Origin of the sequence: Cupriavidus sp. a3 (assembly GCF_051015765.1) — a bacterium.
GTDB classification, from domain to species: Bacteria; Pseudomonadota; Gammaproteobacteria; order Burkholderiales; family Burkholderiaceae; genus Cupriavidus; species Cupriavidus oxalaticus_A.
The window spans coordinates 530,442-543,560 of record NZ_CP170644.1 but is presented as its reverse complement, the minus strand read 5'-3'; the positions used below and the strand labels follow the sequence as shown (position 1 = coordinate 543,560).

At 69.4% G+C, this 13,119-nt stretch carries 13 protein-coding genes; 8 read left to right on the top strand and 5 right to left on the bottom strand.

The features are described 5' to 3' along the window. Positions 1 to 36: 36 nt before the first annotated feature. The 3 genes from adh (at position 37) to ACAD63_RS24460 (ending at position 3,111) form a co-directional block, all read left to right on the top strand. Entirely contained in the window at positions 37 to 1,557 is a 1,521-nt protein-coding gene (adh, locus tag ACAD63_RS24470) for an aldehyde dehydrogenase (RefSeq protein WP_135703037.1), read from the top strand. A gap of 115 nt (positions 1,558 to 1,672) precedes the next feature. Next, positions 1,673 to 2,701, top strand: a complete 1,029-nt coding sequence (gene adhP / locus ACAD63_RS24465) for an alcohol dehydrogenase AdhP (RefSeq protein WP_135703038.1) — start codon at positions 1,673 to 1,675, stop codon at positions 2,699 to 2,701. 14 nt (positions 2,702 to 2,715) lie between these two features. Next, complete coding sequence (locus ACAD63_RS24460) at positions 2,716 to 3,111, top strand: DUF779 domain-containing protein (RefSeq protein ID WP_434034470.1); 396 nt, start codon at positions 2,716 to 2,718, stop codon at positions 3,109 to 3,111. A gap of 6 nt (positions 3,112 to 3,117) precedes the next feature. Here ACAD63_RS24460 and ACAD63_RS24455 read toward each other — a convergent pair whose 3' ends face one another. Both ACAD63_RS24455 and ACAD63_RS24450 read right to left on the bottom strand, forming a co-directional pair. Next, positions 3,118 to 5,079, bottom strand: coding sequence for a sigma-54-dependent Fis family transcriptional regulator (locus tag ACAD63_RS24455; protein WP_195426946.1), 1,962 nt, complete (start codon positions 5,077 to 5,079; stop codon positions 3,118 to 3,120). A gap of 179 nt (positions 5,080 to 5,258) precedes the next feature. Then, positions 5,259 to 5,501 (bottom strand): hypothetical protein, encoded by a 243-nt coding sequence (locus ACAD63_RS24450; protein ID WP_133095706.1) that lies wholly within the window; start codon positions 5,499 to 5,501, stop codon positions 5,259 to 5,261. A gap of 206 nt (positions 5,502 to 5,707) precedes the next feature. Here ACAD63_RS24450 and ACAD63_RS24445 point away from each other — a divergent pair, with 206 nt between their 5' ends. From ACAD63_RS24445 to ACAD63_RS24435, 3 genes are read left to right on the top strand one after another with little or no spacing between them, the layout of a single operon-like run. Then, a complete protein-coding gene (locus ACAD63_RS24445) occupies positions 5,708 to 6,682 on the top strand; it encodes an alpha/beta hydrolase (RefSeq protein WP_434034469.1) in 975 nt (324 codons plus the stop codon). A 55-nt stretch (positions 6,683 to 6,737) separates the two neighbouring features. Beyond that, a complete protein-coding gene (locus ACAD63_RS24440; protein WP_434034468.1) occupies positions 6,738 to 8,894 on the top strand; it encodes a penicillin-binding protein 1A in 2,157 nt (718 codons plus the stop codon). 45 nt (positions 8,895 to 8,939) lie between these two features. Beyond that, complete coding sequence (locus tag ACAD63_RS24435) at positions 8,940 to 10,193, top strand: arsenic transporter (protein ID WP_133095709.1); 1,254 nt, start codon at positions 8,940 to 8,942, stop codon at positions 10,191 to 10,193. Positions 10,194 to 10,237: 44 nt separating this feature from the next. Here ACAD63_RS24435 and ACAD63_RS24430 read toward each other — a convergent pair whose 3' ends face one another. Next, positions 10,238 to 10,435, bottom strand: a complete 198-nt coding sequence (locus ACAD63_RS24430; RefSeq protein ID WP_240745822.1) for an arsenite efflux pump ArsB — start codon at positions 10,433 to 10,435, stop codon at positions 10,238 to 10,240. Between the two features lie 323 nt (positions 10,436 to 10,758). Here ACAD63_RS24430 and folE point away from each other — a divergent pair, with 323 nt between their 5' ends. Both folE and ACAD63_RS24420 read left to right on the top strand, forming a co-directional pair. Further along, positions 10,759 to 11,508 (top strand): GTP cyclohydrolase I, encoded by a 750-nt coding sequence (gene folE / locus ACAD63_RS24425; protein WP_133095710.1) that lies wholly within the window; start codon positions 10,759 to 10,761, stop codon positions 11,506 to 11,508. 56 nt (positions 11,509 to 11,564) lie between these two features. Beyond that, the gene (locus tag ACAD63_RS24420; RefSeq protein ID WP_133095711.1) at positions 11,565 to 12,008 is read left to right on the top strand and encodes a BLUF domain-containing protein; all 444 of its coding nucleotides are present in this window, start codon (positions 11,565 to 11,567) and stop codon (positions 12,006 to 12,008) included. A 57-nt stretch (positions 12,009 to 12,065) separates the two neighbouring features. On the opposite strand, the gene ACAD63_RS24415 is transcribed toward ACAD63_RS24420, so the two are convergent. Both ACAD63_RS24415 and ACAD63_RS24410 read right to left on the bottom strand, forming a co-directional pair. Beyond that, positions 12,066 to 12,317 (bottom strand): hypothetical protein, encoded by a 252-nt coding sequence (locus tag ACAD63_RS24415; RefSeq protein ID WP_135703042.1) that lies wholly within the window; start codon positions 12,315 to 12,317, stop codon positions 12,066 to 12,068. A 181-nt stretch (positions 12,318 to 12,498) separates the two neighbouring features. After that, positions 12,499 to 12,756 carry an FmdB family zinc ribbon protein gene (locus ACAD63_RS24410; protein WP_371704464.1) on the bottom strand — a complete coding sequence of 86 codons (258 nt, stop codon included), beginning with the start codon at positions 12,754 to 12,756 and terminating at the stop codon, positions 12,499 to 12,501. Positions 12,757 to 13,119: the final 363 nt, after the last annotated feature.

The window sequence follows — 13,119 nt, the reverse complement described above, 5'->3', positions numbered from 1 at the left end:
GACGACACGACACAAATCCTTCGAACGGAGCGAGACATGAACATGGCGGAAATCGCCCAGCTGGGCGTCAGCAACCCCTACAAGCAGCAGTACGAGAACTACATCGGCGGCCAGTGGGTGCCGCCCGCCGGCGGCGAGTACTTCGAGTCGGTCACGCCGATCACCGGCAAGCCGTTCACGCGCGTGCCGCGCTCCAACCAGCAGGACGTCGATGCCGCGCTCGACGCCGCGCACGCCGCCAAGGCCGCATGGGCACGCACCTCAACCACCGAGCGCGCCAACATCCTGAACCGCATCGCCGACCGCATCGAGGCCAACCTGACGCTGCTGGCGGTGGCCGAGACCATCGACAACGGCAAGCCCGTGCGCGAGACCACCGCCGCCGACCTCCCGCTGGCGGTCGACCACTTCCGCTACTTTGCCGGCTGCATCCGCTCGCAGGAAGGCGGCATCTCCGAGATCGACGGCGACACTATCGCCTACCACTTCCATGAGCCGCTGGGCGTGGTCGGCCAGATCATCCCGTGGAACTTCCCGCTGCTGATGGCCACCTGGAAGCTGGCGCCGGCGCTGGCCGCCGGCAACTGCGTGGTGCTCAAGCCGGCCGAGCAGACGCCCGCGTCGATCCTGGTGCTGATGGAGGTGATCGGCGACCTGCTGCCGCCGGGCGTGGTCAACGTGATCAACGGCTTCGGGCTGGAGGCGGGCAAGCCGCTGGCGTCGAGCCCGCGCATCAGCAAGGTGGCCTTCACCGGCGAAACCACCACCGGCCGGCTGATCATGCAATACGCGTCGCAGAACCTCATCCCGGTGACGCTGGAGCTGGGCGGCAAGTCGCCCAACATCTTCTTCGAAGACGTGCTGGCCGCCGACGACGCTTACTTCGACAAGGCGCTCGAAGGCTTTGCCATGTTCGCGCTGAACCAGGGCGAGGTCTGCACCTGCCCGTCGCGCGCGCTGATCCAGGAATCGATCTACGAGCGCTTCATGGAACGCGCGCTCAAGCGCGTGGCGGCGATCCGCCAGGGCCATCCTCTCGACAAGGGCACCATGATCGGTGCGCAGGCATCGGCGGAACAGCTCGAGAAGATCCTGTCGTACATCGACCTGGGCCGCAAGGAAGGCGCGCAGTGCCTGGCGGGCGGAGAGCGCAATGCGCTGGACGGCGACCTGGCGGGTGGCTACTACGTCAAGCCGACCGTGTTCGCGGGGCACAACAAGATGCGCATCTTCCAGGAAGAGATCTTCGGGCCGGTGGTGTCGGTCACTACCTTCAAGGATGAGGAAGAGGCGCTCGCCATCGCCAACGACACGCTCTACGGCCTCGGCGCCGGCGTGTGGACGCGTGACGGCGCGCGCGCATTCCGCATGGGCCGCGGCATCCAGGCGGGCCGCGTGTGGACCAACTGCTACCACGCTTATCCCGCGCATGCCGCATTCGGGGGATACAAGCAGTCCGGCATCGGCCGCGAGAACCATCGCATGATGCTTGACCACTACCAGCAGACCAAGAACCTGCTGGTCAGCTACAGCCCCAACGCACTCGGGTTTTTCTGACGACGCTCAAGGCATGGCGCAATGGCCGCCTATTGCGGCCCTGCCCGTGCCATGATCCGGTTGTGCCCCGCGGACGCGGGGCCATCCCGGACAAGGAGTCATTGAAGGAGTCGAGATGCCTGCAACCATGAAAGCTGCCGTGGTGCGCGAATTCGGCGCGCCGCTCACGATCGACGAAGTTCCTGTTCCCCAACCCGGCCCCGGCCAGATCCAGGTAAAGATCGAGGCCTCCGGTGTCTGCCATACCGACCTGCACGCCGCCGACGGCGACTGGCCGGTCAAACCCACCCTGCCCTTTATCCCCGGCCACGAAGGCGTCGGCTACGTTTCCGCCGTGGGCAGCGGCGTGACCCGCGTGAAAGAAGGCGACCGCGTCGGCGTGCCCTGGCTCTACAGCGCCTGCGGCTATTGCGAACACTGCCTGCAAGGCTGGGAAACGCTGTGCGAGAAGCAGCAGAACACCGGCTATTCCGTCAACGGCGGCTACGGCGAATATGTCGTCGCCAATCCCAACTACGTGGGCCTGCTGCCCGACAAGGTCGGCTTTGTAGAGATTGCGCCGATCCTGTGCGCGGGCGTGACGGTCTACAAGGGTCTGAAGGTGACCGATACGCGGCCGGGCCAGTGGGTGGTGATTTCCGGCATCGGCGGCCTCGGCCACGTGGCCGTGCAGTACGCGCGTGCCATGGGTCTGCGCGTGGCCGCGGTCGATATCGATGACGGCAAGCTCGCGCTGGCGCGCAAGCTCGGCGCAGAAGCCACCGTCAACGCACGCACCACCGATCCCGCCGCGTGGCTGCAGAAGGAAATCGGCGGCGCGCATGGCGTGCTGGTCACCGCGGTGTCGCCGATTGCATTTTCGCAGGCGATCGGCATGGTGCGCCGCGGCGGCACCATCGCGCTCAACGGGCTGCCGCCGGGCGAGTTCGGCACGCCGATCTTCGACGTGGTGCTCAAGGGCATCACCATCCGCGGCTCGATCGTCGGCACGCGCAGCGACCTGCAGGAATCGCTGGACTTTGCCGCGCATGGCGACGTGAAGGCGACGGTGTCCACCGCGAAGCTCGACGACATCAACAATGTGTTCGGGCGCCTGCGCGACGGCAAGATCGAAGGCCGGGTCGTGCTGGACTTCAACGCCTGACGAGGAGTGGGGTCATGCCGGCTTCCGCATCTGCCGTCCCGTCCGTCGCCCGCGTGGTGGCAACGCCCGCCGCGCTGGCGCTGATCGCGCAGCTGGCCGCGCGGCATGGCCCGCTGATGTTCCACCAGTCCGGCGGCTGCTGCGACGGCAGCGCGCCGATGTGCTACCCCGACGGCGAGCTGCTGGTCGGCCCGGCCGATGTCCGGCTGGGCGAGATCGGCGGCGCGGCGTTCTACATGACGCGCGCGCAGTTCGAGTACTGGCAGCACACGCGGCTGGTGATCGACGTGGTGCCGGGCGCGGGCGGGATGTTTTCGCTGGAGGGGCGGACGGGTCAGCGGTTCCTGACGCGGTCGGAGTTGTTCAGCGATGAAGAGGCGGCGTGGCTGGCGGCGCAGCCGGCTCCGTGATGCGTCTCAGGTATCGCCCAGGTCTTTCAAGCGCCTGTAGATCGTGTTGCGCGACACACCCAGTTCGCGCGCAGCGTGGCTGACATTGCCCTTGTGCCGTGCCAGCGCCTCGCGGATGACCCCGACCTCCCAGCCACGCAAGTCGCGACCATGGCTTTCACGTGAGGCAGGTGCTGCCGCGGCGGTCGCGGACGGCGCCCCTTCCACCGGCCCGCCGCACTCCTGCTCAAACCCCTCCGGCAGGTGCTCGCACCCGATCTCCGCCTCGCCCTCGGCCAGTATCGCCGCCGTGCGCAACACATTGGCGAGCTGCCGGATATTCCCCGGCCACGGATGGCTGCGCAGCAACGCCAGCACCTGCGCGCTGACCTGGACCGGTGATCCGGGCCCGGCCTCTTCCCGCTGCCGTTGCAGGATCCGCTCCACCAGCACCGGCAGGTCGCTGCGCTCGCACAGCGCCGGCAGCGTCACCACCAGTGCATTGATGCGGTAATACAGGTCTTCGCGGAAGGTGCCGTCGGCGATCATGGCGCGCAGGTCGCGGTGGGTGGCGCAGACCACGCGCACATCGACCGGCACCGCGTGCGACGCGCCCAGCGGCGTCACCGCGCGCTCCTGCAGCACGCGCATCAGCCGCACCTGCTGCGCCAGCGGCATGTCGCCGATTTCATCGAGGAACAGCGTGCCGCCATGCGCCTGCGCCAGCTTGCCGGCGCAGCCGCGGCGGCGCGCGCCGGTGAAGGCGCCTTCTTCATAGCCGAACAGCTCGGCTTCGATCAGCGTTTCGGGGATGGCCGCGCAATTGACGGCGACAAAGGGACCCCTGGCGCGCGGCGAAGCGGCGTGGATGGCGCGTGCGAGCCACTCCTTGCCCGCGCCGGTGCGGCCCTGGACCAGGATCGGGATATCGCGGCCGCTGACCTTGCGCACGCGGCGCAATACGGCCGCCACGGCGGCGTCGCCGGTGTCGAGCGCGGCCAGCGCGGGCGGCAGCGGCTCGTCCGGCAGCGGCTGGCGCACGCTGACCGGCACGGCGCGGTATTCGATGCGCGCGAACACCTGCACGCGGCTGGGCAGCGTCAGCACGTGCAGCGTTCCGGCCGCGCGCGCCTGCATCGCCATGCGCACCGGCTGGCCGAACAGCTCGGCAAAGCCTGACAGCGCCAGCGCGTGCGGCGCCAGCCCGAGCTGGAACAGCCCGCTGCGGTTGGCGGCCAGGAAGGCGCCGTCGGGCGTGAATGCCGCCATGCCCTCGAACAGCGTGCCGACGAATTCCGGCCGCGCATGGAAGCGCACCAGCACGGCTTCGGGGAAATGGTTGGCGAACAGGTGGTTCTCGATCATCTGCGCCGACATCCGCACCAGCGCCATGGTGTGGCGATGGAAGCCGCGGTGGTCGCCGCTGACGTCGAGCGCGCCCAGGATCTCGCCGGTGGGGCCGGCAATCGGCGCGCACGAGCAGGTGAGCTGGTGGTTGGCCTGCAGGAAGTGCTCGCCGGCGTGGACGATGGTGGGGCGCGCCTCGGCCAGCGCGGTGCCGATGGCGTTGGTGCCCTTGCTGGGTTCTGACCATGACACGCCCGGCGCCAGCGCCACGCGGCGGGCGCGCGCGACGAAATCGCCGTCGCCCAGGCTGTGCAGGATCACGCCGCTGCTGTCGGTCAGCAGCACCATGCTGTCGGTGTTGGCGATCTGCGCGTGCAGGGTTTCCATCACCGGCAGCGCGTGGCGGTACAGGTCGCGGCTGGCGTCGACCAGCTCTCCCAGGGCGCGTGCGGCAAGGGCCTCGTAGCCCGGCGCGTGGCCGGCATCGAGCCCGAAGCCGGCCGAGCGCGCATGCGCGCGCGCGATCAGCGCGGCGCGATCGGTGTCATCCGGATTTGCGCCTGCTTCGGCGCCGTGGCGCTGGACGCCGGAAAGCGCTAGGTCTGCGGCGGGATCTGCAGCGGGATGGGCGGCACGGTGCATGACGGCGGGTCTCCAGTGGCGGCTGGCGGCTCGCGTGGCGGCCGCTGCCTTGCCGTCCCCTTGCACACATCGTGCAGGCCGCGCAGGCGGACGCTGCGGTAGGCCGGGCGGCTGTTGTCCGGCAACCTTATCACAGCGGACTGGCCGTGTACGGGATCCGCGCCGCCCAGGGCGCCGGGTCAGCGTTTTTCGTCGAGCAGGTCGTTCAGGATCTCGTCGAACGCCGCCTGGGCGTCTTCCAGCGCCTGCAGCGCCGCATCGAAGGTCTGCAGCGCGAGCTTGGATGGCTTGCCGCTGCCTTGCGGCGGATAGTGACCCTGCAGCGCGGTGAATGCCACCTGTACCTGGCGCGTGGCCGCGACCACGCGCTCCATGGCCTGCGCCTCTTCGGCGCGGAACTGCTCGTCTTTCTGCTCGCTCATGTGGTTTGCTCCCTGGGCGCGCCGTCGGCCGGGATGCCGGTGGGGGTGGGCGCGCGTGTGCGTGTATGAGGCATATCGTACAAGAACTGCGCGGCCCGGCTTGCGCCGCGCGGCCGCGCCTGTCAAAAATGAGGTAGGCTGCGCAGCTTGGGCGGCATGGCCGGCGCCCCCCGGCGCCACGCCCGCCGCGCACCTGAAGACTTGCCATGCGATTCAAGACCCGCCACGCGCTGGCCGCCGCGCTGATGACTGCCAGCGGCTTCGCCTGCTACTGGACCTACCTGACGCTGAACCAGGACCGCCTGCTGTTCGACGCGCGCCGGCGTCCGCCGCGCGACCTGCCGGACGGCATCATCGGGTATTCGCACAGGATTCCCGGCGGGGTGGTGCGTGGCTACATCTACCAGGCGCCCGGCGACAGCGTGGGCGACCTGCTGTTCTATCTGCCCGGACGTGGCGAGGATGTGCTGAAAACGCTGCAATTCGCACGCTGGCTGCCGGCAGGCATGGCCTTCGCCACCTATGACTACCGCGGGCTGGGCCATTCCGACGGCCGTCCGTCCGAGGCAGGGGCCGTCGCCGATGCCAGCCAGTTCCTGCTGCATGTCCGGCGCGTGTTTCCCGACACCCGCGTGCACGTGGTCGGGCGCAGCCTCGGCACCGGCGTCGCGATCCAGCTGGCCGACCTGCAGGAATTCGAGAGCCTGCAGCTGATCACGCCCTACGACTCAATGCTGGAACTGGTGCGCAAGCGCTTCCCGCTGGTGCCGCTGCGGCAGCTGATGCGCCACCATTTCGATTCGATCTTGCACTGCAAAAAGGTCGTGCAGAGCACCAAGGTGCTGCTGGCGGAGTCGGACGAGGTCGTGCCGCATGCCTGCTCGGAGCGGCTGATGGCAGCATGGCCCGGGCCGGTCGCGCTGCAGACCATGCCCGGCACGGACCACTTCACCATCATCGAACAGCAGCAGACCTGGCTGTCGCTGTTCGAGTTCGCGCGCCAGCACAGCGAGGCCCGGCTGCGCATGGCCGAAGCCGCGCCGGCGCAGCCGGAACCGGACAACGCCGCCGCTACCGCGCCGGCGCTCCATGCCGTGCCCGACGCCATGCCGGACGCCATCGCCCCGCCCGCCGAGCGGGACGACGACGGCAGCCCGCTGCCGCTGGCAGCCACCCGATGACCGCCCCGCCGGTTCGGCGACCCGGAGCAGGTAGCGGAGCAGGTAGAATGCGCGCATGAAAAAAATCGCAGTCAAGGCAGGCGGCGCCATACTGGCGCTGGCTGCGGCCGCCAGCCTGCTCGCCGGCTTTGCCGCGGTGCTGAGCCTGCGGCAGCTTCCACCGGTCGACGCCCTGCGCGACTATCGCCCCGATGTCCCGCTGCGGATCTACACCAGCGACAACGTGCAGATCGGCGAATTCGGCAGCGAGCACCGCGAATTCATCCCCTTCGAGCAGATTCCCCCGCGCATGGTCCAGGCCCTGCTGGCGGCCGAGGACGACCAGTTCTACCAGCACGAGGGCGTCGACATCCCCGGGCTGTTCCGCGCCGCGCTGGCCAACCTCGGCCAGGGCTACGCACAGGGCGCGTCGACCATCACCATGCAGGTCGCGCGCAATTTCTACCTGTCGCGCGAGAAGACGCTGGCGCGCAAGTGGTATGAAATGCTGCTGGCATGGCGCATCGACCAGTCGCTGCCCAAGGACCGCATCCTCGAGCTGTACATGAACCAGGTCTACCTGGGCGAGCATGCCTATGGCTTCGGCAGCGCGGCGCATGCGTATTTCGGCAAGCCGCTGGCGGCGCTGTCGCTGGCCGAGAGCGCGATGCTGGCGGGGCTGCCCAAGGCGCCGTCGACCATGAACCCGGTGGCCAACCTGCCGCGCGCCAAGCGCCGCCAGGAATACGTGCTGGGCCGCATGCTGGCGCTGGGCATGATCAGCCAGGACGACTACCGCGCGGCCCGCGCCGAGCGCCTGGCCATCTCCGGCGAAACGCCGGGCAGCTTCGCCGGCCATGCCGAATACGTGGCCGAACTGGCGCGCCAGCTGGCGCGCGAGCGCTTTGGCGACGAGGCCTACACGCGCGGACTGAACGTCTACACCACGGTGTCGTCGGTGCGGCAGACGCTGGCCCACGATGCCGTGAGCGGCGGACTGCAGCGCTATGCGCGCCGCCACCGCAAGGCCGTGCCTGAGCTGGCGCAGGGGCCGCAGGCGGCGCTGGTGTCGCTCGACGCCAGTACCGGCGCGATCGAGGCGATGGTGGGTGGCGCGGACTTCGGGACCAGCCGCTTCAACCACGCCACGCAGGCGCTGCGGCAGCCGGGCTCGACCTTCAAGCCCTTCGTTTATGCCGCCGCGCTGGAACGCGGCGTGTCGCCGGGCACGGTCATCAACGATACGCCGCTGGCCAATTCGTCGCGCTGGCAGCCGACCAACGACGACGGCCGCTTTGTCGGCCCCGTCACCGTGCGCCAGGCGCTGGCCGAATCGCGCAACCTGCCGGCAATCCGCACGCTGCAGGCGATCGGCATCCCCTATGCGGTGGAGTTCGCCAGCCGCTTCGGCTTCTCGCCCAGGCGGCTGCCGCGCTACCTGCCGCTGGCGCTGGGCACCGGCACCACCTCGCCGCTGCGCCTGGCCGCGGCCTACGGCGTGTTCGCCAACGGCGGCCATCGCGTGGAGCCCTACCTGATCGAGCGCATCACCGACAGCGAGGGCAACGTGCTGTTTGAAGCAAGCCACACCAGCGCCAATGGCGCCGCGGCGCCGACGCGCGTGATCAGCGCGCGCAATGCCTTCGTAATGGACAGCCTGCTGCGCAGCGTGGTCGACGAAGGCACCGGCGCGGGCGTGCGCCGCTACCTGCGCCGCGACGACGTGGCCGGCAAGACCGGCACCACCAACGAAGCCATGGACGGCTGGTTCGCCGGCTACGCCGGCGGCGTGGTCACGGTGGCGTGGATGGGCTACGACGACAACCGCAGCCTGGGCGAGCATGAGTTCGGCGCCACCACGGCGCTGCCGGTGTGGGCAGCGTACATGGAAGGGCGGCTGGCCGGCGTCCCCGAGGCGCAGCCGGATGCCCCGGCCGGCCTGGTGCGCGCGAACAACGACTGGGTGTATGCGGAATATGCGGACGGCAGCCGTGGCATCGCCTCGCTCGGCTTCCCGCTGCCGCCGGCGGATGCGCCGGTGACGCCGGCAGCCGATCCGGTCGTGGCGCCGGTGGCAAGCAACGCCGCCAGCCCGGCCACCCCGGCCACCCCGGCCAGCCCCGCCACATCCCCGGCGCCGCCGGCCGCGGGCACGCAGCTTCCCGCCACCGCCATGCCGGCGCCCGCCGCCGTGGCCGCGCCCGGCGTTTCCATCAGCCGGGACGGCCTGTAGACTCCTCGCTTTCCCGCCGCCTCACCCCACTTCGAGCCCATCCCGATGTCCAGCCACAGCCCGCTGCTGATCTGGTCGGTCGCCGCGCTGACCACCGCCGGCGTCCTGTTCCGCCCCTTCCGCCTGCCCGAGGCATTCTGGGCCGCCGCCGGCGCCCTGCTGCTGTGCGCCACCGGACTGCTGGCGCTGCCCGACGCATTCGCCGCGGTCATGCGTGGCTACGACGTCTACCTGTTCCTGGCCGGCATGATGCTGATCTCCGAACTGGCCCGCAAGACCGGCCTGTTCGACCACGTCGCCGCGCTGGCGGTGCGCCAGGCGCGCGGCTCGGCGCTGCGGCTGTTCCTGCTGGTGTATGGCTTCGGCACGCTGGTTACGGCATTCATGTCGAACGATGCCACCGCGGTGGTGCTCACGCCCGCGGTGCTGGCCGCCACGCGTGCGGCGCGCGTGCGCCATCCGCTGCCCTACCTGTACGCGTGCGCGTTCATCGCCAACGCGGCCAGCTTCGTGCTGCCGATCTCGAATCCTGCCAACCTGGTGATCTTCGGCGAGCGCATGCCGCCGCTGGCGGGATGGCTGGCGAGCTTCGCGCTGCCGTCGCTGGCCGCGATACTGGCGACGCTGGCCGCGCTGTGGTGGACCCAGCGCCATGCGTTGGCCGAGCCGATCGGCAGCGACGTCCCGGTGCCGCCGCTGTCGCTGCAGGCCTGGCTGACCGCGCTGGGCATCGTGCTGACCGGCATCACGCTGCTGGTGGCGTCGCTGCGCGGCAGTGAGCTGGGCTGGCCCACCTGCGCCGCGGGCGTGGCCACGCTGCTGCTGGTCTGCGCCACCCGGCGCGACCTGCTGCTGCCGGCGCTGGGCGAAGTCTCGTGGAGCGTGCTGCCGATGGTGGCCGGCCTGTTCGTGCTGGTGGCCGCGCTGGAACAGACGTCGGTGATCGGCTACCTGGCCGATGCGGTCGCGGCCGCCTCGCGCGATGGCGGTGCGCTGGCGCTGCTGGCGGTGGGCGGGCTGGTGACGCTGGCGGGCAATATCGCCAACAACCTGCCGGCGGGGCTGATCGCGGCGTCGGCGCTGTCCGCGGGCGATGCGTCGCACGCGGTCACCGGCGCGGTGCTGATCGGCATCGACCTGGGCCCGAACCTGTCGGTGACCGGCTCGCTGGCCACGCTGCTGTGGCTCACCGCGCTGCGCCGCGAGGGGCATATGGTCAGCGCCGGCCAGTTCCTGCGCCTGGGCGCGATCGTCATGCCGGCCGCGATGGTCCCGGCGCTGGCGCTGCTGCTCTGGTAGGTGTTGCGGGGCGCCTGAACGGGTCCGGCACGCTGCCGCGCGCCTCAGCCGGTGGTGGTACGCCCGCCGGTCGGCACGCGTGCGCCCACGGCGATCGGCCGCCGCAAGCCGGGCTTGCCCGCACGGGCCGCGCTGGCGTGATGCTCCGCCACACCCGTTTCCACCGGCGTTGCCGGCAGCGGTACCGTCACGACATGGATCAGCATCAGGCTGCTGCACGGAAAGGCGATCGGCAAGGTCACGTTGTTCCCGACAAAAAGTAAGGCCGCAACTTGCGGTACGCCCGCCATCGAGGTGGCGGGCGGCCCATGTTTGCGGACATTATGTGCGTTTGTCGGCGTCGCGCGGGACGACGTTGAGCGTTGTCACGAACTATTCACGGAGGCACGCGGGAGTGTGCGCTATGCGGCGCGTCCGGCAGTGGGCAACGGTCCTCGGGACGCGCGGCAGCGTAGGTTGTCGGGCCACCGCATCTGCCATATAGTGAATCCGGCACACCCGCCGGCGCCCATGCCGGAACACTCCGGGACCACTCCGGAATCCATCCGCAACCACCACGCTACCCATGAACAGCAAGGACGCGGCACGCCGCGCGCATGATCTCCACCCGGCCGACGCGGCGGCCGGCGACCCGGCCTCCTCCGTCTCGGAGCGGATCCGCGCGCGCCTGCTGGCGGCGCAGGAACGCTACCACGCCAACGACAATATCGCCCGCTATATCGAGCCGGGCGAGCTGGAGCAGCTGCAGGCCGAGGTCCAGTCCCGCATCGAAGGCGTGCTGCGCGCACTGGTAATCGACGTCGACAACGACCACAACACGCAGGAAACCGCGCGGCGCGTGGCCAAGATGTACCTGAAGGAAATCTTCGCCGGCCGCTACGCGAAGCCCCCGGCAGTGACCGAGTTTCCCAACGTCGGCCAGCTCAACGAGCTGATGATCGTGGGCCCGCTGCGCGTGCGCAGTGCCTGCTCGCACCACTTGTGCCCGATCCTCGGCAAGCTGTGGATCGGGGTCATGCCCAACCAGCATTCCAACCTGATCGGCCTGTCCAAGTACGCGCGGCTGGCGGAGTGGATCATGTGCCGGCCGCAGATCCAGGAAGAAGCCGTGGCGCAGGTGGCCGACCTGCTGCAGGAAAAGATGAATCCCGACGGCCTTGCCATCGTGATGGAGGCCGAGCACTTCTGCATGCACTGGCGCGGCGTGCGCGACACCGACGCCAAGATGACCAACAGCGTGATGCGCGGCTCCTTCCTGAAGGACGACAGCCTGCGGCGCGAATTCCTCACGCTGCTGAACAACAACCGCGGCTAGGTGCCCCGTCTCCGCACCAGCCTCCGCCCCTTCCCCATTACGGAACCGCCACGACCATGCTAGTCCGCCTGATCTATGCCAGCCGTGCCCGCCAGGCCATCGACACGGCCCTGCTCGATGCGATCCTGGCCACCAGCCTGGAACGCAACCCGCGCCACGGCATCACCGGCGTGCTGTGCCACGGCAACGGCATCTTCCTGCAGGCGCTCGAAGGCGACCGGCAGGAGGTCTCGCAGCTGTTCCAGTCGATCACGCGCGATCCGCGCCACCAGGACGTGACGCTGCTGCATTTCGAGGAGACCTGCACGCGCGACTTTGCCGGCTGGGCCATGGGGCAGGTCAACGCGGCGCGCATCAACACCGCGACGCTGCTGAAGTTCTCGGCACACGCCGAACTCGATCCGTTCCGGACCAGCGGCGCGGCCTCGCTGGCACTGCTCAAGGAACTGATTGCCGGCGCCTCGGTAGTGTCGCGCCTGGGCGAGCGCGGCCGGCACTGAGCCGCGCTGCCAGCGGTGTCTTGCGCCCCTCGGCGCTCTTCTCCCGGCGCTCCCGCGCTACGCCGCCACGCGCCCGAACAGGCCGCATTCGAGATCGCTCTCGAATTCCTCGACCCAGGCCGAACCCGGCCCGGCCTCATAGACGCTGACCGCGTCCGTGCCCAGCCGCTTCACGCTGACGCGGCGTCCCTCGCCGCCGCCCTCGTCCGTGATCTGGAACGCCTCGGTTGCAATCCCGACATGCATGCAAACCTGCGTTACCTGTTGCTGCTCGTCGGCGGGAAACTGGGAAAACGGTCTCGTGGCCATGGCATCCTCCGTCAAGGTTGAGATCGCCGCTTGCGCGCAGCGCGAACGCGCGTGGCGGTGCATGCGCCACGCATAAAAAACCACTCGGCATCCCGCCGGCTTTGTCCGGCGGCATGCACGCCAGCGCCCCGCTGCGGCCTCGCGGCGGAGCGCAAATCTCCTGGGACGTTGCTGTTACGGCTCAGCTCTTGCGCTGGGTCACTGCCACGAACGGGGCCGGCGCGTGCTGGACGGACTGGCTGCCGCATTTCGGGCAATTCGGATGGGCAGAGACATGTTCCGCGAGATGCTCGGTTTTCTCGAACACATGACCGCACTTCTCGCAGCGGTATTGATAGACGGGCATGGCAAATTCCCCCACGCGGCACGCGCCGCAAGCGCCACCCGGCGCGAGCCGGGCCTGCGCGGCATGATGGCCGCGGGCGCGTGTCAGGTTCATTCTAGGACAGCGTGCGCGGGCCAACGTGAAAGTTCGATGGCTGCTGCTGCCGGCGCGCCGGCATATGTCGCCGGCAATCCACTTCCTCGGTAAGGACACTGCTGCGCCATGCGTTGATGTCCCGCAAATGCCATTGCGCGCGATCCGCGGAAAAATCGCGCAGCCTTCGCGCAGTTCGCCGTCAATGCATGTGGGGTTCAGGCCGTACCCTTGTATTCCACCTGCCCGTCCGTACGACCGCAGTGACCGCGAACTAGCCGAATTGCGATTCAGGGGCGCCGGGAACATAGCCAGAATGCGGATTTTGGGTGACGCCGCGGCGCCTGCAGGGGCCCCGGCCAGGCAAGCGCCAAGAACCCGGAG

Bases quoted from the DNA above. Each gene is read 5' to 3' on its own strand.
- adh (WP_135703037.1), top strand. From the start codon at position 37: ATGAACATGGCGGAAATCGCCCAGCTGGGCGTCAGCAACCCCTACAAG.
- adhP (WP_135703038.1), top strand. From the start codon at position 1,673: ATGCCTGCAACCATGAAAGCTGCCGTGGTGCGCGAATTCGGCGCGCCG.
- ACAD63_RS24460 (WP_434034470.1), top strand. From the start codon at position 2,716: ATGCCGGCTTCCGCATCTGCCGTCCCGTCCGTCGCCCGCGTGGTGGCA.
- ACAD63_RS24455 (WP_195426946.1), bottom strand. From the start codon at position 5,079: ATGCACCGTGCCGCCCATCCCGCTGCAGATCCCGCCGCAGACCTAGCG.
- ACAD63_RS24450 (WP_133095706.1), bottom strand. From the start codon at position 5,501: ATGAGCGAGCAGAAAGACGAGCAGTTCCGCGCCGAAGAGGCGCAGGCC.
- ACAD63_RS24445 (WP_434034469.1), top strand. From the start codon at position 5,708: ATGCGATTCAAGACCCGCCACGCGCTGGCCGCCGCGCTGATGACTGCC.
- ACAD63_RS24440 (WP_434034468.1), top strand. From the start codon at position 6,738: ATGAAAAAAATCGCAGTCAAGGCAGGCGGCGCCATACTGGCGCTGGCT.
- ACAD63_RS24435 (WP_133095709.1), top strand. From the start codon at position 8,940: ATGTCCAGCCACAGCCCGCTGCTGATCTGGTCGGTCGCCGCGCTGACC.
- folE (WP_133095710.1), top strand. From the start codon at position 10,759: ATGAACAGCAAGGACGCGGCACGCCGCGCGCATGATCTCCACCCGGCC.
- ACAD63_RS24420 (WP_133095711.1), top strand. From the start codon at position 11,565: ATGCTAGTCCGCCTGATCTATGCCAGCCGTGCCCGCCAGGCCATCGAC.
- ACAD63_RS24415 (WP_135703042.1), bottom strand. From the start codon at position 12,317: ATGGCCACGAGACCGTTTTCCCAGTTTCCCGCCGACGAGCAGCAACAG.
- ACAD63_RS24410 (WP_371704464.1), bottom strand. From the start codon at position 12,756: ATGAACCTGACACGCGCCCGCGGCCATCATGCCGCGCAGGCCCGGCTC.